Origin of the sequence: Klebsiella sp. HMSC09D12 (genome assembly GCF_001808475.1) — a bacterium.
Taxonomy (GTDB): domain Bacteria; phylum Pseudomonadota; class Gammaproteobacteria; order Enterobacterales; family Enterobacteriaceae; genus Klebsiella; species Klebsiella oxytoca.
Map to the genome: position 1 here is coordinate 179,264 of NZ_KV793512.1, position 20,278 is coordinate 199,541.

The following is a 20,278-nucleotide window of genomic DNA, read 5'->3' on the forward strand; positions in this document are numbered from 1 at the left end:
TCATGCTTATGAATATGAAAGAGTTATTATCTGTAGCTCAGCAACATAAATTTGGTATTGGCGCTTTTAATATTGCTTCTGCCGAATTCGCCAGAGCGGTTATTGAGGTTGCAGAAAAGCTGCGTTCGCCGGTTATTCTTGAAATTCATCCTGATGAACATGATTTCACCGGCGATGATTTTATTTTCTATCTTCGTGAACTGGCTATCAAAGCAACGGTACCGGTCGTCATTCACCTGGATCATGGGCAGACTCTGGAGCAGGTTATGCGGGCGATTCGCACCGGCTATACCTCAGTGATGATTGATGCTTCAGCGCACCCGCTGGAAGACAATATCGCTATCACACGCCGCGTGACGGAAGTCGCTCATGCTGCAGGTGTTTCCGTTGAAGCTGAACTGGGTACCATCGGCGTGGCACAAGGCAGCGGCGAAGGCGGGCATGGCGAAATACTGTATACCGATCCGCAGCAGGCTGAGCAATTTGTCAACGAGACCGGGGTCGATACGCTGGCGGTCGCGATTGGTACATCGCATGGCTTATATCCTGCAGGAATGCAGCCAAAACTGGATATCGAAAGGCTGAAATCCATTAAACAGCGGTTAACCATCCCGCTGGTTCTTCATGGCGGATCGGGAAATAAGGATGAAGAAGTCGCCGAGTCTATCCAGCACGGGGTCGGAAAAATCAATATTTCCAGCGACATGAAAAAAGCATTCTTTGTTGCTCTGGAAGAAGAGCTGAAATCAGGCAGCCACGAACCTAACAGCTTATTTATCAGGCCAATGGAAGCCGCAAAAGCCGTTGTGGTTCACAAGATGCATTTGTTTTCATCTATCGGCAAGGCGGCGCTCTACGTCTGAGGTATGCGATGGGAGCAGAGGAAGTCGTGACCGACTCTGTTGCTGATGCCCTAAAACAGGGAATGAATCAGCGAAATGAAGCTCATCTCTCAGATGGGCACCCGTTGCAGTAAAACAGGCATAAAAAAACCCGCTTCGGCGGGTCTTTTTATGGGCTGGAACCTCAGAATATTCCAACACTACAAAGCAACAAGGGGTTACCTTTCGGTAACCCCTTGTTTTATTTGGCGGAAGCGTAGAGATTCGAACTCTAGAACCCTTTCGGGTCGCCGGTTTTCAAGACCGGTGCCTTCAACCGCTCGGCCACGCTTCCGGTATGGGGCGCACTATAAACACCTCTGTTGAGGCTGTAAAGCATCAATTTGTTCAATCGGCTTAAAAATAAGCAAAAACGTGTTATTCGTCTGAAACTCAGGCAGTTTGCGCAGAAATTCAGCGCAAACTGCCCGCGCCGACCTAATGTTTTTTGATGTACATATCTTTGGTGTAGTAATACCCCAGTTTATCCGGCGTAAAACCCCCGACCCATGGCTTCACCAGATGGGTACGCACATAGTGATAGACCGGAATAGCCGGGACATCCTGGCCTAGTAAATCCTCCGCCTGCTGGTAGAACTGACCCCGCGCCGCGGTATCAGACGCTTTTGCCGCATTGCGCAACGCCTCATCGTAGGCTGGATTACTGTACTGAGTGGTATTTTCACTATCGCCGGTACGGAAGGTATTGAGAAAAGTCGCGGCATCGTCATAGTCGGCAATCCACGCGTAGCGCACGGCGTCAAAATTATGCGTGTGCATGGTGTCGAGCATGGTCTTCCACTCCTGATTTTGCAGCTTCGCCTCGACGCCAAGATTCTTTTTCCACATTGAGCTGGCGGCGATGGCAATTCGCTGGTGCGATTCCGAAGTGTTATAGAGCAAATTAAATACCAGCGGATGGGTCTCGTTATACCCGGCCTCGCTCAACAGTTTTTTCGCCTCGGCGATACGTTTATCGCGCGACCAGCTGGCATATTCGGGATTGTGCAGCTTCACCCCACCGATATCAGGCTGGCTGACAAGCCAGGCAGGACGCTGCCCCTGCCCCAGTACCTTCTCCGCGATAATCTCTTTATCGAGGGCCATATTCAGCGCCCGCCGTACGCGCGGGTCATTAAACGGCGGCCGGGTCGTATTGAACTGGTAATAGTAGGTCGCCAGCTGCGGCGAAACATTCAGCTGTTCGCCCAGAGTTTTTTTAAGCTGGGCGAACTGGTTAATCGGCACGGTATAGACGATGTCGATCTCCCCCGCTTTGTAGCGGTTGATATCGGCGGCTTCAGAGCTTATCGGCAGATAGGTCACCTTATTGATGACGGTATGCGCGTTATCCCAGTAACGCGGATTGCGCTCTGCGACGATACGCTCGTTCACCACCCACTGCGACAGCTTGTAGGGCCCGCTGGTTACCATATGTTCCGGTTTGGTCCACTTGTCGCCGTAGCGCGAAATGAGGACTTTATCGAGCGGAACCAGAGACGGGTGCGCCAGCATGGCCAAAAACGCCGCATTCGGCTGGGTTAAGGTCACCTCAAAGGTCGCATCATCAACCGCTCTGACGCCCAGCGTCTCGGGCGCTTTTTGACCCCGTGCTATCTCCGCACCGTTGACGATATGCATATTGCCGGGATAACTCGCGTAAGGGGACGCCGTGAGCGGCGACACCAGACGCTGCCAGCTCCAGACGATATCCTGCGCCGTAATCGCCGTCCCATCAGACCAGGTCGCACCTGGACGCAGGTGGAAGGTCCAGACGGTGTTATCTTTATTCTCCCACTTCTCCGCCAGCCGGGGCTGAATGTCGCCTGCTGGCGAAACGCTGACCAGCCCTTCGAAAAGATCGCTAATGATATTGTTTTCAACGTCGCTTTCGACTTTATGCGGATCCAGCGACGACGGCTCGCTGCCGTTATTTCTGACCAGCTCCTGCTTCTCTGCCAGCACCGTTCCCGGCGGCACCTGCGCGGCCAGCGCCGGGAGAGTGATTGAGAACAGACCGACAGCCAGCAGTACCCGCGTGATGTGATTATATTTTTGTGATTTCATATCCCTTGCCTTTGTTACGCTTCGTTTGTACCCTCTCCAGAGTTAGTCGCAGAATGGCTATAACGCAATATTTTTCAGTTAGTTATCAGATTTCGATCTGGCCACAGAAAGCAAATGAATAAAAATTCCACTTATTCGTCTTTTACTGGAATAAAATGCTGAATCCAGCCCGTTTACTTTGAGTAAAGATGGGTAAAAGCATTAGGGCTTCGGCCTCGTTTTTTTTATGCTTCATTATTAATTACATCTGTCATAAGAGAGTGACTCATGGATCGTATAATTACATCGTCGCGTGACCGTTCATCGCTGCTTAGCACGCATAAAGTTCTGCGGAACACCTATTTTTTGCTTAGCCTGACGCTGGCATTTTCCGCCATTACGGCGACGGCCAGCACGGTACTGATGCTGCCTTCGCCGGGTCTGATTCTGACGCTGGTCGGCATGTATGGCCTGATGTTCCTGACCTATAAAACGGCAAATAAACCTACCGGCATTATTTCCGCGTTTGCCTTTACCGGCTTCCTTGGCTATATCCTGGGGCCGATGCTCAATGCCTACCTGTCTGCGGGCATGGGCGATCTGATTGGCCTGGCGCTGGGCGGAACCGCGCTGGTGTTTTTCTGCTGCTCGGCCTACGTGCTGACGACCCGTAAAGATATGTCCTTCCTCGGCGGCATGCTGATGGCGGGCGTGGTTGTGGTGCTTATCGGTATGGTTGCCAATATTTTCCTGCAGCTGCCGGCTCTGCATCTGGCGATCAGCGCGGTGTTTATCCTGATTTCTTCAGGCGCCATCCTGTTTGAGACCAGCAACATCATCCGCGGCGGTGAAACCAACTACATCCGCGCGACCGTAAGCCTGTACGTCTCGCTGTACAACATCTTCGTCAGCCTGCTGAGCATCCTTGGCTTCGCCAGCAGAGACTAATCCTCTCCCCGGCTCAACTCAGGCCCCGCTTATGCGGGGCCTTATTTTTTGCTACACTGCCGCCATTTTCAGCGGTATGTGAAGAATCATGTTTATCTTTGAAGGCAACGAAATAGAGACCGATAGCGAAGGCTATCTGAAGGATACGACCCTGTGGAGCGAGGCGATGGCGACCGTTATTGCTGAACAGGAGGGCATCGCCCTGTCCGTTGAACACTGGGAAGTCGTGCGCTTCGTGCGCGATTTTTATCTGGAATTCAACACCTCACCGGCAATACGCATGCTGGTGAAAGCCATGGCGAACAAGTTCGGCGAAGAGAAAGGCAACAGCCGCTATCTTTACCGCCTGTTTCCGAAAGGCCCGGCTAAGCAGGCGACAAAAATCGCCGGTCTGCCTAAACCGGTAAAGTGTATCTAATACAAAATGGCGAATTTCTGCCACTCTCTGGTGGGTTGATGCGGCTCGGTCAGAACCCTGTCCACCCGCGCGCTGCGCGGCCCACCGGCTTTCAGCCAGGCGATAAGTTTCTCCACCTGCTCCGGCTCTCCGCAGGCAAGCACCTCCACGCCGCCGTCGTCTAGGTTGCGCGCGTATCCCGTTAGCCCAAGCTGTAGCGCCTCGCGCTGGGTAGAATAGCGAAATCCGACGCCCTGAACGGAACCGTATACCCACGCCATCGTGCAAACCGTTGCCATGCTTTCTCTCCTTTCCGGACATTGACTCAATGACAGAGGATAGCAAATTCTTTCAGCGTACATGCTTTGGTAATAATCCATAGTGCTGACGAAAACGGGCGGTAAAGCGCGAGCCTGACAGATAGCCGCTGCTTTGCGCAATGTCGCCAATGGGCCGCGACGTCGACTGTAATTGCCCCAGCGCGTAGGCCATCCGCACCTCTTCCACGATCTGGCGAAAGCTCCGGGACTCCTGCTGCAAACGGCGGCGCAGCGTCGATTCGCCAAGAAACAGCATTTTTGCGACTTTCGCCACGCTCCACGCTTCGGCAGGCGACAGCATAATAATCTGCCTGACCTGACCGGTTATGTCGTCGCGCCGTTCGTTAAGCAGCGGTCCGGCGTATCCGGCCTGATACAACGCCAGCAGCAACCCCATCGCCTGATGATGCTGTAACTCCGCCGAAAGCCCTTCCCGCACCGCCTGCAGAACGCTCTGCCACATAAACGACAGTTCCGGCGCCAGCGGCGCGCAAAGCGAAGTCAAACGACCGACCTGCGGTTCGCTCATATAGCGATGCTTAAAATCGGCCAACAGCTCGGGCGTTAGTGACAGCAGATCGGAGCAAAACAGCCCGTTTTCCGGCTGATTTATGACCTCCAGTTCCACCTCGGCGGGCAAAATGATCAGCTGCTGCGGCGTTGCCAGCATCTCGCTGGCTCCCTGCACAATGACCTTACTGCCGCGGTTTACCCGGCAGATCGCGGGCGAGAACAGCGTGACGCGGTGCAGTTTGCATAGACGGCGGGTGGTAATTTCCGCCGCCGTTAGCGCATTATGGTAAAAATTGATATTCCGCATCATGCCGCCCTTTTTGTTATCTTACGGCCAGCGCCGTTAACTGCGCGCTGGCGATGGCGTGGCTGTGTAACATAAATCCGACTAACGCCCCGCTGGCCGCGCTATCAATGGGCAGCGTCGGGGTATCAAGCGCCCAGACCGTAAAGCGGTAGCGATGAGGTTTATCTCCGGCCGGCGGGCACGCGCCGCCAAAACCCGCATAGCCAAAGTCATTGCGCCCCTGTACCGCCCCGGCAGGCAGTTTAGCGTTATTTTTGTCTCCGGCGCCAGCGGCTAAACTTGTCACCTGTTGGGCAATATTCACCACCGTCCAGTGCCACCAGCCGCTCCCGGTCGGCGCATCCGGGTCATAAGCGGTCACCGCGAAACTACGGGTACCCGCGGGGGCATTTTGCCAGGCGATCTGCGGTGATACATTGCCGCCGGTGCAGCCAAAGCCGCCAAACCAGTGATTCTGCGCCAGAGACTCGCCATCGCGCATATCTACGCTGCTGATGCTAAACGCTGCGGCATTCGCCGTTCCGCTCATAATAACCATTATTGCGACAGCCCATTTCAATCCTGTTTTCATCGTATTCTCCTCCGTCGGTTGAGGAAATACTGTAAGATCGCGGCGAGATTTTTATTGTGCCAAAGCGCCTGCATTTTGTGCCGAAACGCTCACCTGCCGATAGCGGTGGAATGGTGCTTGCCACAGCCACTTGTGCTAATCTACGCGCCATTTTTCGGTGCCGATATTCCCGTTGCTTAAAGGTAGCTCCATGACAGACTCCATTTTCCCCCGCTTAGTGTTAACCAAAGGACGCGAGAAATCCCTGCTGCGTCGCCATCCGTGGATTTTCTCCGGCGCCGTCGCCCGGATGGAAGGTAAAGCCCGTTCAGGTGAAACCATCGATATTGTGGATTCACAGGGAAAATGGCTGGCCCGCGGCGCCTATTCGCCTTCGTCGCAGATCCGCGCCCGCGTCTGGAGCTTCGATCGCACTGAAGCCATTGATAACGCCTTTTTCGAGCGTCGCCTGCAGCAGGCGCACACCTGGCGTGAGTGGCTGGCGGCCCGCGACGGGCTCGATAGCTACCGCCTGATTGCCGGAGAATCCGACGGCCTGCCGGGCGTTACCATCGATCGTTTTGGCGACTTTTTTGTGCTGCAGCTGCTGAGCGCCGGCGCTGAATATCAGCGCGCGTCAATTGTCAGCGCGCTGCAAACGCTGTTCCCGAACTGCGCCATCTACGATCGTAGCGATGTCGCGGTACGTAAAAAAGAGGGCCTGGAGCTGGCGCAAGGGCCGGTGATCGGTGAACTGCCGCCTGCCCTGCTGCCGATTACCGAGCACGGTATGCAGCTGCTGGTCGACATTCAGGGCGGCCACAAAACCGGCTATTACCTTGACCAGCGCGACAGCCGCCTGGCGACGCGTCGCTATGTTGCGGATAAACGTGTGCTGAACTGCTTCTCCTATACCGGCGGTTTTGCCATCTCTGCGCTGATGGGCGGCTGCCGTCAGGTTGTCAGCGTCGATACGTCGCAGGAAGCGCTGGACGTCGCCAGACAGAACGTTGAGCTGAATAAGCTGGATTTATCGAAAGCGGAATTCGTCCGTGACGATGTGTTCAAGCTGTTGCGTAAATATCGCGATTCAGGCGAAAAGTTTGATGTCATCGTGATGGACCCGCCAAAGTTTGTCGAAAACAAAAGCCAGCTGATGGGCGCCTGCCGCGGCTATAAAGATATCAATATGCTGGCGATCCAGCTCCTGAACCCCGGCGGCATTCTGTTGACCTTCTCCTGCTCCGGCCTGATGACCACCGATTTATTTCAGAAAATCATCGCCGATGCCGCCCTGGATGCCGGACGTGATGTACAATTTATAGAACAGTTCCGTCAGGCTGCCGATCACCCGGTGATTGCAACCTATCCGGAAGGGCTATATCTGAAAGGGTTTGCTTGTCGCATTATGTAACTTGAAAATGGAGAATCGGCCCGCATATAGCAGGTAATCATGTAACCCGGGAGGTGCTTATGATAGCCAGCAAATTCGGTATCGGCCAACAAGTTCGCCACACGCTTCTGGGCTACCTGGGCGTAATCGTCGATGTCGATCCAGAATATTCGCTCACGGAGCCGGAAGTGGACGAAATCGCCGCTAACGACGATTTGCGTCTTGCGCCCTGGTATCACGTGGTGATGGAAGATGACGATGGCCAGCCGATTCACACTTATCTTGCAGAAGCGCAGCTAAGCAGCGAGCCCAGCGACGAGCATCCGGAGCAACCGTCTCTGGACGAGCTGGCGAGAACCATACGCCAGCAGCTGCAGGCGCCGCGATTGCGCAACTAATCTAAAACCCGCGCTGCGGGTTTTTTATTCCCCTCTCTTTTTGCAGTCGCTGCCAGCGCCTGGCATATCTGGTTATTGAACCGTCCGTCACGCTGCTGTTTTTCACTCCAGCGGGTATTAGCCAGCTTCATCTCACGTGAAATGCCCTCGCTATTAAGCGCAAGCTGTTGAAAAAAAGGCGCGAGCATCGCCCCACCCGGTAAAACCTGAATTTTAAACACAGGACTACCGTCGATGTAGCGATACACCAGCGCGTGGTCCGGCAATATGGTGGCGGCAAACGACTGCTGCGCGTAGCTGGCCCAAAAGCTTGCCGCGCCGTAGCCGCGCGAGAAATAATTTTCGCAAACGGGCGGGGCGGCTAACGGCAAGATGCTTTGCTCCGCGGGCCTGAATGCATTTTCCATCCAGCGCGCCATGCCTTCCAGATACCATTTCTGTTTAAAAACCGCGTAGCCGTACTGATACAAATGGAACAATTCATGAGCGGGCGTAACGTTGCGCGCCGGCCGCCGGGCCGCATTGAGGACAATTTTTAAACCGCAGGGGAGCGTCGCGCCATCGCTCATGGTCTCCGCCGCCACGCGGTCAAAGGCCAGGCCGTGACCTTTGGGAAGCGTCAGCAGGTAGATATTAATTTGTCGGGCCTGGGTATAAATTTTCTGCTGCAGCGGCGGTCGCAGACCCAGCAGCGAGGTGTAAAGATATTTTGCAGCCTGAAGCTGGCTCGCGATGTCTTTCACGACATCCGGCACGCCATCGCCGGTACTATCCTGCGGATATTGCAGGGCGTCCTTACCCTGCAGGCTGTAATAAATATGAAACTCATCGACAACGTGCGCTTTTTCCAGATGATGATTGTGCAGCAGCGATCCTGGCACGCAGCGGGCAACCTGCACCACGTCACGGGCCAGCAGCGGCGCACAGCCGCCGCAGGCCAGCAGCAGCGCGACGACTCGCCTCATGGCCTCTCCTGCGGCGAGCGCGGGGGAAACGGACACGGACGGTTACCCAACGCTAGCCGCCTGTGGACTCTTGCTGGCCAGGCCGAAATCCGCCTTCGCCAGCGCTGCCATCAGCCGCTCGCTGGCCTGCAGCCACGCCGCCCAATGTTCGGCGATGGCGCTGGCATAATAGCGTTGAGCGTTGCACAGCGCGGCCTGCCGCATACTTTGCTGTAGCGTTTTGTCCGCGATAACCTTGATCAACGCCGCCGCCAGAGCTTCTTCATCGCCGCAGGGAACCAGCATCCCCGCCTGCCTGTCCTGCAGGATGTCGCGCGGACCGTATTTGATAGCAAAGCTAATCAGCGGGGTACCGTAGGCCATCGCCTCCACGGCGGAAATAGACTGCCCTTCCTGAGTCGAACAAAGCACGGTACAGCAGGCCGTTTTATGCGCCTGGGCGATGTCGGACGTGAAGCCATTGATATGGATCGCCTGCGCCAGCCCCCACTCCGCCACCTGCGCGCTCAGGCTGCGCCGCAGCGGCCCTACGCCATAAGTGTGCAGCTGCGCATCGGGGATAACCGCCAGCACTTTACGAAAGGCGCTCAGCAGTAAGGCGTGCTGCTTCTCCTCCGAGTAACGCGCGAGGTAGATAACCGTTTGTGACGGCACTTTCTGCGGGTTCGCCGGAATATTGCCGTTATCGAGATGGTTGGGGATCACCGCCATCTGCGTAGCCGGGAATCCCTCCTGCTGCAAATCCTGCCACTGCTCATCGGTGAGGATAATCAACTGGTCGACGAGATCCGGCTGCTCCAGGAGGTGTCGATATGAGCTTTTCAGCGCGCCGTTAGAGAGCTGATGATGGGAGTGAATAATGGCGCTTAATGAGCAGGCCATACGCTGAGCTGGCCGTGAACAGACGAAGTTTTTCCACGTTTTATTTTTATCCACGATAAAGTGCCAACGCCCTTTCCCCGCCAGCATGGTTTCCAGCATCCACGAAAAAAAGTCCTCCTCCAGAGTAAAGCGTTTGACGTCGCCCCCGGCGAGGGCAATTTCCAGAGCGCTGAGCCGCAGGTTGCCTTTCTTCTCATCAAAGCTTTTACGCAGCAGAATATTGCCGGCGCTATCGATATAATCTTCGATAATTTTCCCCTGCGGGCGTAGCAGGAAGTTCTGTTTTCCCACCGGCAGGTCCGCGTCGGGATTGACGACATGCCTGAGTTCAATACTCCCCACCAGCGGCTCCAGCGTCGCAATCGCGTTCATCTCCAGGCAGTCGCTTAACCACTGGTAAAGGTTATAAACCGGTACCTCTTTGGGCAGCGCCCCCCGCGCCTTCAGCGCCTTGACCACCGTGGGTAATTCGGGATTCCACGTCGCGGTAATCAGCCAGGGTACGGCGCGCAGATGTTCGGTGAACAGCTTCGCCCGCCGCATGGCGGCCACCTCGATACCGTTACCGACATCGCGTAGCGTCTCCAGCAGAAAAACGGGCGTCGCATCAATCGACGACGGCGCGTTGTCCTGCTGGAGCGACGGCTTTTTTGCCGCTAAGTGGTATTTCTGATAGGCGATAAAGCCGGAGAGATAGTGTTCGACGTCATCGATACGTACGCGGTAGCTGTGGTGGCGTATAAAGAAGCTGTTAACGATCCGCGCGGGATTTTTAAAGAACATCGCCAGCTCGGGCCAGAAGAAGCCGTTCAGCAAATAGCGGGCGCGGGTTTCCAGCGCCTGCCAGAATTTTTGCTGGTCAAAATCATCCAGCAGGTGGCGGTGCTCGGGCGAGGCGCCCAGCCGGGTGACCATTTCCGACGCCGCCATCATTAGCTCCAGCAGCGTGGGATAGGTCGTCACACGATGCAGTACGAAATCAAGATGATCGCGCACATTATTGAGACCAAAACGAAAGTACTTCTCCTCCGGGCGGAAGCGGGTTAATTCATTTACGCAGTAGCTCAGCCAGTGGTCGTGATGCTGCCAGTGTTTGTTTTGAATGAAATAGGCGAAGGCTTTTTCCACCACGTCCAGCCACAATGGCTCTTTGGTCAGGCCGTACAGGCGCATCAAGGCAAACGCCGCTTCGCCATCGTAGTAGATAATGCGGAATTTGGCCTTCAACGACAGATCGTGGCTATTTAATACATGAACAAATTGGCCGCTTTGCGGATCCTGCATCCAGGCAATACCGGTCGCCAGCTGCGCCATCAGCGGCAGGTACTGCCGGTCTCCGGTCGTTTCGGTATATTTTACCAGCGCCAGGATGCTGACGGCATTACCGCCAAGCTTGATCTCCTCGCCAACGTCGCAGAGGAACGCTGCCTCGCGCCCATCATCCAACGTCCGCACCTCAATCAGCGTGCTTACCAGATACGCAATCGCCCGGTCTATGGCCTGGCGAACCGACGGCAGGCGCGTCGCTTCCCAGCCTTCGATCAGCGAATAGGTCGAGCTGGCGTGGCGCAGCGCGTTATAGGAACGGACCGGGCGATCGAAACAGGGAAACCAGCCATAATGATACAGCCCGTCTTTCCTGACCTGACGGGCCAGATAATCGCTGCCTTTTTTAATCACCTCAGCCAGGCACGCTTGCTGCCAGTTTTCCCCAATGGCGCGATAGCCGGAGCCCCTCCCGGCATGTTCAATGACTTTTACGCCAAAGCGATCGCAAAAGACCGCCTGGGTTTTAAAACGCCACAGAGGCTGCTGCGGATCCTCCGGCCAGCTAAGCGTCTGCTTAAACCGCCGCTGGCCGTAGTTTTGCAAATTGACGCTATTCGGCGCGACGACGCCATTGTCGCCGTCGTAGAGCAGCGCGTTGCCGGCGATTTCCTGCTCTAGCATCGCACAGCTAAACTGCGGGTCAAACGCGAGTCCAAAGCGAAAATAGTTGCGCTTGGTGACTCTGAATTTCTCATTGAGGGAGTGCCAGCTGAGCTTTTCCACGCTGTCCACAACGTCGATACGCAGCCACTGCGGTTCATTGGCCTGCTTTTTACGCCACTCCTGCAGCGCTCTGGCCCCCGCCAGCCAGGCGAGATCGAAGCTGGTTCCGCTGGCGATATGCATATGCGCCCGCTCTTTGCCATCGCTGACGCTAAAGAAAATCACCCATGCCGGATAGTCAGAGGGCAACACGGTGGATTTCAATTTTTTGGCCTGAAAGCAAGCTTGTTGCAGTAAGTCACTTAGCGCCATCTTTCCCTCTCCATTTATTCAAGAATGCGTTGGATGTTTAAAAATTATTATCAGAGACTGCAAACAAACTCGTTTTAGGGATTGCGCCACATTATTGTCGGGTGGCGTATGACGCCTTATCCGACCTGTCATTCCCGTATGCCGCGCCGGGGTATCAGCCCCGACACATCTCCCGGACCGCAAACGGCGGAGAACCCGTAGCCGACAAGATGTTCGCACTTTGATTAGCGCTCCCGTAATGCTTCTTTGGCCCGATTAAATGGTTTTACCAGATAATCCATAACCGTTTTTTCACCGGTCTTAATATCAACGGTAGCGATCATCCCCGGGCCAATTAAAAAGCGCTTGCCGCTCTTATTCTCCAGGTAATCATTATCAGTACGGATAAATACCCGGTAGTAGTAAATATCGGGTTTAGCTTCATCCTGAGTGGTATCCGGCGATATGGTTTCCACCACGCCGTTAAGTGCGCCATAGATGGCATAATCATAGGCGGTAATTTTGACCAGCGCCTGCTGGTCGGGATGGATAAAAGCAATATCGCGAGGGGAGATCCGCGCTTCGATTAATAAACGGCCGTCTACAGGCACGATTTCCATCAATTCGCCATTGGGCGCAATAACCCCACCAATAGTATTGACCTTAATATTTTTAACAATTCCCTGTACCGGCGAGCGGACGGTTAAACGCGTCACCGAATCGGCGCGCCCTTTAATCACTTCCGCCAGGCTGGCTACATCGGCATTGGCTTTTGACAGCTGTTCACGCGCGTCAACAAAATAACGCGTATTGAGATCGATTTTTTTAAAACTAATATCCGCGACCTGCTGACGAAGACGCAGCACTTCGACGTTGCTCGCCGCCCCGGTTTTCGCCAGTTTTTCAGTAATGGCCAGTTCGCTATTGACCAGCTTTAACGACTCATCCAGCTGACGCGTCGATTTGCTCAGTTGCTCCTTGCGGCTATGGTAAAGGCGGGTCTCCTCCGCCAACAGCGCGGGCCAGGCTTTCAGGGTGTCGGGAAACACCAGCGGCTGATTGTTGACCTCAGCAGTTAAGCGAATGCTCGCCGCCAGAGAGGCGCGATACTTCGCCTGGCTTTCCCCCACGTTAGATTCGCTGCGGGTGGGGTCGAGGCGCGCCACGACCTGTCCGGCTTGCACTTTGCTGCCCTCCTGCACGTTCAGCTCGGTTAAGATGCCGCCATCGAGGGTCTGAATCACCTGCTCCCGGGAGCTGGGGATCACTTTTCCGGTGCCCGTAGAGACTTCATCCAGCACGGCGAACCAGGCCCAGACAGCGCCCACCAGCAGCATACCGGCCAGCAGCAGTATCAGCCGCCGCGATTTTACGATCTTCGCTTCGTCTTGTTCGTTATCCGGCAGCAGCGCCACCGGGTCATGATCCGCCATCAGGGGAAGCTTATTCATATATTCACCACCTGGCCGCGGGCTTTCTCTTGTTCAAAGACGGTGGCTTTAGGTTTATCCAGCGCCAGCTGTCCATCCTGGATGACCAGAATCCGGTCAACGATATTGAGCACCGCCGCTTTATGCGTGGCGATAATCATCGTTCGCTCGCCGGCCCACAGCGCCAGCTGTTCCACAAAGGCCTTTTCCGTTCGCTCGTCGAAATAAGAGGTCGGTTCATCAAGCAGGACGATGTTCGGATCGCGCAGCAGGGTTCTGGCCAGCAGCAGCGACTGGCGCTGGCCGCCTGAAAGCCCCACCCCGCCTTCCATGACAATATGTTCGAGGCCGAGGGGCAGTTTGCGTACAAACTCCAGAGCGCCGCACAGGGTAAGCACCGAGAAGATTTCATCATCCGTCGCCGCTGGCCGCCCAAGGATTAAATTCTCGCGCAGGGTGCCGTGAAACAGCCGCGCCTCCTGGGTGAGCAAAGTGGCGTTGCGGCGAATATCCGCAAGGTCGATCTGCGGCAGGCTTAAATCATCCAGCCGCAGTTCGCCGGCGACCAGCTCGACGTTGCCCATCATCGCCTGCAATAGGGTCGATTTACCGGCGCCGATTCGCCCAAGGATGGCGATTCTCTCACCGGCTTTAATCGATAGCTGGTTAATTCGCAGCGGAATCGCGGCGTCGTTAAGGCCGTAGCGGAATTCCGCCTGGCGGAACTCATAGTTACCGTGCAGCACGGCGCGGTGAACCCGGGGTTCGTCCTGGCCGCCTTCGACCGGTAGCGCCATCAGATTATCGAGGCTGGCCTTCGCCGTTTTCACCTGCTGCCAGCGAGCAAGCACGCCGCACAGCGCGGTCATCGGCGCGACCATGCGGGTTGAAAGCATCGATGCCGCCACCATGGCCCCGGTGGTGATGTCGCCATTAATCACCAGCGGCGCGCCGACCACCACTACCGTGGCGTATAGCAGGTTTTGTACCGACATTCCCCAGCTGACCAGGCCGTGAGTGAGCCTGCGCGTTCTGACCCCCGACTCGGCGGTAATCGCAATATAGCTACTCCACTGATGCAAAAAGCGGCTTTCCGCCTGCATCATTTTGATGTCCTGCAAACCCTGAATACTCTCCACCAGAATGGCGTTTCGTAAGGTATTTTCGTGCTGATTTTTGTTGGCCAGCGCCGCGAGCTTGCGCTGCAATAGCAGGCCGGGCAGGATCATCAGAACCGTCGCCACCGGCGCTATCCAGCTTAGCCACGGCGAGACGATAAACAGCACCACCTGGAACAGCAAAAAGAACGGTAAATCCGCCACGATGGTCATCATCGTTGAGGTCATCATTTCGCGCACCTGCTCCAGCTCGCGGATTTGCGAAATAAAGCTCCCCGTTGAGCGCGGCACTGCGCTGTTTTTCAGGCGCAACGCGTGGCCGAAAACCCGGTCCGAGACCCGAATATCCCCACGTTTGCCGAGCAGATCCGTGACGTGTCCGCGCATAATTTTCAGCGCAAAAGCAAATACCGCCGCCAGCAATACGCCGCTGAACAGGACATAAAGAGTGGGATAAGACTGGGCCGGGATCACCCGATCGTATACCTGCATCGAAAACAGAATCCCGCTCAGCGCCAGAACGTTAATGGCGAACGAAGCCAGCATGACGTGCATATAGGGGCGAAGATCTTTCAGCACAATTTTACGCAGCCAGTCCGGCTGAAAGCGGGTCAGATAGCTTTCTGTACGAATATCCCTTTCCGGAGCCGACGGGCGAAAAGCAACGGTCTTGTCAATTTCCGGCAGCAGAGTTTCCAGCGGGCAGTAGCTGAGCAGCGACAGCTCCTTCACGAACCGCACCCCGACGGCATTATTGACGTCAAAGCTTTCAACTATCGCCACCTGGCCATCGCGCAGCTGGATAACGAGCGGTAGCCGCCAGGCCGACATTTTCTGATCGGTGGCGGATAAAAACTGGCAGTGTAATCCGGCGTGGCGCGCCAGGTGCCGGAGCGCTTCGGGCAGCGTTTTCTGCGTCGCCCATTCGGCAGCCGCATGTAGCGTTCCGGGAGAAAAACTTTGTCGATAGTGGTTGGCAATAAAGGCAATCGCATTCGACCAATCGGACAAGTGCGGTATTCCGGCACGTTCATCTTGTGGGGTCATGGGCGGATCTCCACGCCCTGGATATTTTGATTTTCCAGCGCGAACACCGTGCGCATCTTGCCGGTGCTGAACAGGCAGTCCAGCTCCAGCGAGCGCAGTTGTGATTCCGTCAGGACCTGGCTAAATCTGGCCTGGTAAATTTCCTGATCGACGTTGAGCAGATCCAGCAGCGGCCGTGAACCGAGCTGGAGATACTGATCCTGGTACAGCGCCCGGGTTTGCTCGCCCAGCTGCTGCTGTCGTTTCTGAATCCCCAGCGACTGGACAAGATTGACCGCTTCATCGCGAGAGGCGTTCAGCTTCTGGCTGGCGTCCAGCTGGGCGGTTTTGATCGCCGCATTCGCCGCCGCCAGACTTTGTTGGGCGGCGTCTCGGGAGGCGGTCATCGCCCCGCCCTGGTAGATAGGCATTTGCACTTTTACCCAAGCGGAATATTGCGTTTTATTCAGCACCGCGCTGTTGGCGTAGTTATCGTTAAGGTAATGGGTCACCTCCGGTTCCAGGGAAATCGTCGGCAGCATTTGCGCGTTGGCGTTATCCAGCTGCGCCTGCGCCTGACCGGCCTGGGCCAGCGCCGCCAGTACCGCTGGAACGGAACGGTAATCGATTTTGGATACCGCGCAGGCGGCATCCATTCCCTGCGGGACATCATCCGTTACCGTCGCGATTCCGCCGATGCCGATATAGGTCGCGAGCGTGGCTTTCCAGCGTTCAAGGGCCGCCTGATATTGCAGGAGCGTGGATTGCGCGCCTTCCACGCGGGTATCGGTCTGCACAACGTCCGATAATGAAGATGCCCCCGCATCGTTGCGCTGGCGAATAAGATCGCCGATCTGCTGTAGCGAGTTAACCTGCGCTTTGGCGATTTCAACCAGCTTTTGATAGCCCTGCACCTGGACTACCGCCGCGGCGGTATCGTGAGCGACCTGATCGATATTCAGCATCACGGTGGCCTGCTGCTGAGCCACGCCGGAGTCTGCTGCTCTCACCGAACTGGACACTTTGCCGAAGTCGTAAAGCATTTGCGACACTGAGACGACCAGCGATGGCGTATATCCGGCATCAGAATAAGTGTTTGTATAACCATTATTCATACCCGCACTTATTTGCGGGTAATATTTTGCTTTCGCCACATCAACTTTTTGCGCCATCTCCTGAAGCTTACTGACCTCCTGCGTAATAGAGGGATGCCAGTTCACCGCGTTTTTTACCGCCTTTTTAATATCCAGCGGACCGGATATTCGGGTCTGACTGTTAATAATCTCGTCGTTATACCCCGCGACCTGCTGATTATCGGTTAAACGCTGGCTGCTAATCTCATTCGGCAGCAAATATGAATTTTCCGCATGAGCTGAAAGCGACGGATTTAACGTGATTAATAGAGCTGTATAGCCACAGGTTATGACATTCCTTTTTTGTATAAATAGACGCATCAAATTTACCCTTCAGAAAACACGCACTGAAAAAACGGATATAATAATTTCCGCATCATTATTTTTATTAAATGATAGTCGGCGATCTCCCGCTTCACTGACCTGAATGATTCCTCCGCGATAAAATAATCTGGACGGCGCTTCCCTGTGCCGTCATCGATTTAAGCTAGTTAGTTGGAGTTATTAGTATCAAGCAGCTCGTTGAGCGAATTGATATGCACCCCTTCCAGCGTGATTAAGGTTGTCGATTGATGGCCGCCTGCGCCACCGTCGCGGTCGATAGATACCACCGTATTACTGCCCACGTAGCTCAAGGTGACATAATTGCCCAGGCTACTGCTGTTACCATCCCAGCCGACCAGCAGCGCCGATACGTCGATATGATCCCCTTGCGCAACCGAGAAGTCCTTCCAGGTATCGCTTCCGTTGCCGCCGGTATTATCATCGGCCAGCAGGTTGTAGATTACCGTGTCGGCCCCGATGCCCAGGGTGAAGGTATCGTCGTAAGCGGTACTGTGGATGTCGTCGCCGTTCACGCTGCCGGTAATCTGCGGATGCAGATCGATAGTCAGCGTCGCCGCGGAAGAAGCGCCATTGCTGTCGTTCACCGAGTAGGCAAAGACTTCCTTATGCGTGATGGTCGACACATCCATTCCTGCCTTCAGACTGTAGGTGTAAGAACCATTATTCGCCATCGTCAGGGTGCCATAGTCACCGTAAATTGTGACGCTGGTTGCGCTTACGTTACTCCCGTTGCTGGTCGTGATACTGCCATTGCTGTGGAAAGTCCAGGTTTCCGCAGCGCCGCTGGAAGTGTGTCCGGAGACGCTGTAAGACGAGTACAGTACGCCATGGAAATCTTCCGTACCGCCTGAGTTATTTCCGTTCTGTATATTTCCACTGACGTTGGTTCCCGCTACCGTGTAGTGCGTCGCGGTGTCAATGGTCGTACCGGTTATCGAAGCCCCGACGGTATAATTCGGTGCCGGCGTTAAGAAAGTATCAAGAGTGGCGGTCGCCTTAGACACCAGAACCATCTCGTAGTTACCTTCGCTCAATGCCACATTCATCAGCGTTAACGTATCCGCAGCATTTGTTGTGGTGCCGATAACGGTGGTCAAGCTCTCTGTCGGCGTGCCCTGCCATACCAGAACCTTACTGCCATCGCTGAGCACGTGATAAATGCTGACCGTGCTGTCAATTCTGACGGTATTGACCACCGAGCCACTCGCGGTGTAGTTCACTTTCACCGAGAGCGTATCCATTTCGCGATCGGCCCCAACGCTGAAGTTGATGGTCCTGGTTGCTGATACGCCTCCCGTGGTTGATTTACCGCTTGTATTCAGCCCCGCAGTGTCAATCGCCGGAACATTCACCGTTGCCAGCGCCGTTGCTACGTTCAGCGTGACCTGGTCATTGACCGCCAGCGAAGCCGGGCTATCGATATCGATCGTCAGCGTGGTGCTCGCCGTGTGGCCGAGGCTGTCAGTAATGGTGTACGTAAAGACTTCCGATTGACCGACGCTATTCACTCCGCCATAAGGCTGATAGGTATAGCTACCGTCGCTGTGGATGGTCAACGATCCCCATGCGCCCTCTATCGTCGTTCCGCTGCCGCTGACCTCCTTAGGTTCAGCGCCGTTAACCGAGGTGGCGGTGACGCTGGTCACCTTAATATTGACCCCTGTATCCGCCACGTCGCCTGCACCATCGCTTTGCAGCACGTTGCCCGTCAGGCTGTCGGTGTGATAGCCCTCAGAATCGGTGACCGAGACGTTGACAAAGGTCCCCAGGTTCAGGTCCAGCAGGGCCCCCAGCAGGCCTCCGGTATTCGGTGAGGAGACCACCGCCGTATACGATCCTGAAGGTAACATCGAGGACCAGCCGCCTCCGCTATAGCCGAGGCTGAGCCCGATGCCGTTAACGTTAATGTTGACGGCGTTTGTCAGGACCTGCACGACTTCTCCGGTAGCCTTATCGATGATAGAGAGATCCGCCGTGAAGGACGATGCGCCGCCCAACAGGCTCAGCAGCGTCGTCAGTGCCGCGCCCAGACTCAGACCGGTGCTCCCTGAGACCGTCAGCAGCACTTTTTCGTTCGCGCCGGCGGCCACATCAAAGTCAAAGCTATTACCGTTAAGTAACCCAACATTGACGTTACCGAGTAACGAGACGCCGACGAGCTGCCCGACGGTACCGCTTTCTCCGTTGAGGGTATCGAACGTCGCGGTCAGATCCGTTTCCTGAGCATCCGGATTGGCCTGCGCCGGTTCGATATTGCCGCCGATATTAATCGTCAGGTTCGTCGTCGATGTATTACCCGCTTCATCGGTAATGGTATAGCTAAAGACATCCGATTTACCGATAGCGGCCCCGCCTTTGGTCAACTGGTAGCTATAGCTGCCATCAGAGTGAATCGTCAGCACCCCATAAGCTCCGGTGATATCGACGCCAGCGCTGGTCACATTGACCGGGGTCGATCCGTCGACGGAATCCGATACCGCACTGGTGACCGAGATGCCCTGACCGCTATCCTGCATATCGCCGCTGGCGGTTGTATCCAGCACGTTACCTTCAATGGCGCCGACGCTGTAGCCAACCGAATCCGTTACATCCACGTTGACGAAGCTTGCCACCTGGGCCGCTGCCAGCGCGTTGATTAACGATACCAGGGTGCCGTTACTTTCCGGCGCAGAGATAACCATGGTGTAGTCGCCGGCCGGCAGATTGGCGAAGGAGACCGTGCCGTTATAGGAGAGCCCGCCAAGCAGGCTCGCCGAGATAGAGACGCTGTTTTCCGCTATCGCCACAACTTCACCGGTGACCGTATTCACCACCGACAGATCGGCCTTCAGGGTATTTCCTGCCCCCAGCAGATTGACGATAGTGGTCAGCAATCCGCTCGCCGTCAGCAGCGAGTTGCCGTTCACCGATACCGTCATATCCTCCACGGTGCCGGATCCCACGCTAAAGCGCAGATTATTGCCCGCCAGCAGCGAGACATCGACGGTGCTGAGCAAGGTCAGGCCAACCAGTTGACCGCTGGTACCGCTGACGTTGTTCAGGTTACCTTCCAGCGCGACAACGTCCGGGCTGTTGCTATCGGGGTTGGCCTCAATATCGCTGTCAGAGTCCGAGTCGCTGTCAGAGTCGGAATCGCTGTCGGAGTCGGAATCGCTGTCGGAATCGGAGTCGCTGTCAGAGTCCGAGTCGCTGTCGGAGTCAGAATCGCTGTCAGAGTCCGAGTCACTGTCTGAATCCGAGTCACTGTCGGAATCCGAGTCGCTGTCGGAATCCGAATCGCTGTCGGAGTCGGAGTCACTGTCGGAATCCGAATCACTGTCAGAATCCGAGTCGCTGTCAGAAT

15 protein-coding genes and 1 tRNA gene are annotated in these 20,278 nt (G+C 55.5%); 5 read left to right on the forward strand and 11 right to left on the reverse strand.

Features of this window, described 5'->3' with window-relative positions:
• The first annotated feature begins 2 nt into the window (after positions 1 to 2).
• Positions 3 to 863: a ketose-bisphosphate aldolase gene (locus tag HMPREF3178_RS29135; protein WP_017146179.1), complete on the forward strand. Its 861-nt coding sequence runs from the start codon at positions 3 to 5 to the stop codon at positions 861 to 863.
• A gap of 225 nt (positions 864 to 1,088) precedes the next feature.
• Here HMPREF3178_RS29135 and HMPREF3178_RS29140 read toward each other — a convergent pair.
• Positions 1,089 to 1,176 (reverse strand) — tRNA-Ser (locus HMPREF3178_RS29140).
• Between the two features lie 143 nt (positions 1,177 to 1,319).
• Complete coding sequence (locus HMPREF3178_RS29145; RefSeq protein ID WP_004100830.1) at positions 1,320 to 2,948, reverse strand: ABC transporter substrate-binding protein; 1,629 nt, start codon at positions 2,946 to 2,948, stop codon at positions 1,320 to 1,322.
• 267 nt (positions 2,949 to 3,215) lie between these two features.
• Between HMPREF3178_RS29145 and yccA the strand changes: the two genes are divergently transcribed.
• Positions 3,216 to 3,875 carry an FtsH protease modulator YccA gene (gene yccA / locus HMPREF3178_RS29150; protein ID WP_004100829.1) on the forward strand — a complete coding sequence of 220 codons (660 nt, stop codon included), beginning with the start codon at positions 3,216 to 3,218 and terminating at the stop codon, positions 3,873 to 3,875.
• Positions 3,876 to 3,963: 88 nt separating this feature from the next.
• The gene (gene tusE / locus HMPREF3178_RS29155) at positions 3,964 to 4,293 is read left to right on the forward strand and encodes a sulfurtransferase TusE (protein ID WP_004100828.1); all 330 of its coding nucleotides are present in this window, start codon (positions 3,964 to 3,966) and stop codon (positions 4,291 to 4,293) included.
• Here tusE and yccX read toward each other — a convergent pair.
• The 3 genes from yccX to HMPREF3178_RS29170 are packed head-to-tail and all read right to left on the reverse strand — an operon-like array spanning position 4,290 to position 5,983.
• On the reverse strand, positions 4,290 to 4,571 hold the full coding sequence (yccX, locus tag HMPREF3178_RS29160) for an acylphosphatase (RefSeq protein ID WP_004100825.1): 282 nt from the start codon (positions 4,569 to 4,571) through the stop codon (positions 4,290 to 4,292). The genes tusE and yccX overlap by 4 nt on opposite strands.
• 52 nt (positions 4,572 to 4,623) lie before the next feature.
• Positions 4,624 to 5,412: a helix-turn-helix domain-containing protein gene (locus HMPREF3178_RS29165; RefSeq protein ID WP_017146180.1), complete on the reverse strand. Its 789-nt coding sequence runs from the start codon at positions 5,410 to 5,412 to the stop codon at positions 4,624 to 4,626.
• 16 nt (positions 5,413 to 5,428) lie between these two features.
• Positions 5,429 to 5,983, reverse strand: coding sequence for a YbhB/YbcL family Raf kinase inhibitor-like protein (locus HMPREF3178_RS29170; protein WP_004100822.1), 555 nt, complete (start codon positions 5,981 to 5,983; stop codon positions 5,429 to 5,431).
• Between the two features lie 190 nt (positions 5,984 to 6,173).
• Between HMPREF3178_RS29170 and rlmI the strand changes: the two genes are divergently transcribed.
• Positions 6,174 to 7,376: a 23S rRNA (cytosine(1962)-C(5))-methyltransferase RlmI gene (gene rlmI / locus HMPREF3178_RS29175; RefSeq protein ID WP_004100820.1), complete on the forward strand. Its 1,203-nt coding sequence runs from the start codon at positions 6,174 to 6,176 to the stop codon at positions 7,374 to 7,376.
• A gap of 59 nt (positions 7,377 to 7,435) precedes the next feature.
• On the forward strand, positions 7,436 to 7,753 hold the full coding sequence (hspQ, locus tag HMPREF3178_RS29180) for a heat shock protein HspQ (RefSeq protein WP_004100817.1): 318 nt from the start codon (positions 7,436 to 7,438) through the stop codon (positions 7,751 to 7,753).
• On the opposite strand, the gene HMPREF3178_RS29185 is transcribed toward hspQ, so the two are convergent.
• The 6 genes from HMPREF3178_RS29185 to HMPREF3178_RS29210 form a co-directional block, all read right to left on the reverse strand.
• On the reverse strand, positions 7,750 to 8,718 hold the full coding sequence (locus tag HMPREF3178_RS29185) for a hypothetical protein (RefSeq protein ID WP_004100814.1): 969 nt from the start codon (positions 8,716 to 8,718) through the stop codon (positions 7,750 to 7,752). The genes hspQ and HMPREF3178_RS29185 overlap by 4 nt on opposite strands.
• A 42-nt stretch (positions 8,719 to 8,760) precedes the next feature.
• The gene (locus HMPREF3178_RS29190; protein ID WP_017146181.1) at positions 8,761 to 11,904 is read right to left on the reverse strand and encodes a glycosyltransferase; all 3,144 of its coding nucleotides are present in this window, start codon (positions 11,902 to 11,904) and stop codon (positions 8,761 to 8,763) included.
• A 224-nt stretch (positions 11,905 to 12,128) separates the two neighbouring features.
• Positions 12,129 to 13,334 (reverse strand): HlyD family efflux transporter periplasmic adaptor subunit, encoded by a 1,206-nt coding sequence (locus HMPREF3178_RS29195; protein ID WP_004111917.1) that lies wholly within the window; start codon positions 13,332 to 13,334, stop codon positions 12,129 to 12,131.
• The gene (locus HMPREF3178_RS29200) at positions 13,331 to 15,478 is read right to left on the reverse strand and encodes a type I secretion system permease/ATPase (protein WP_017146182.1); all 2,148 of its coding nucleotides are present in this window, start codon (positions 15,476 to 15,478) and stop codon (positions 13,331 to 13,333) included. Before HMPREF3178_RS29200 ends, HMPREF3178_RS29195 begins: the two co-directional genes overlap by 4 nt.
• On the reverse strand, positions 15,475 to 16,911 hold the full coding sequence (locus HMPREF3178_RS29205; protein ID WP_029496845.1) for a TolC family outer membrane protein: 1,437 nt from the start codon (positions 16,909 to 16,911) through the stop codon (positions 15,475 to 15,477). The genes HMPREF3178_RS29200 and HMPREF3178_RS29205 overlap by 4 nt, the downstream gene beginning before the upstream one ends.
• Positions 16,912 to 17,081: 170 nt before the next feature.
• Positions 17,082 to 20,278 (reverse strand): type I secretion C-terminal target domain-containing protein (locus tag HMPREF3178_RS29210; protein ID WP_139146050.1); only part of this gene is annotated, 3,197 nt, incomplete at its 5' end.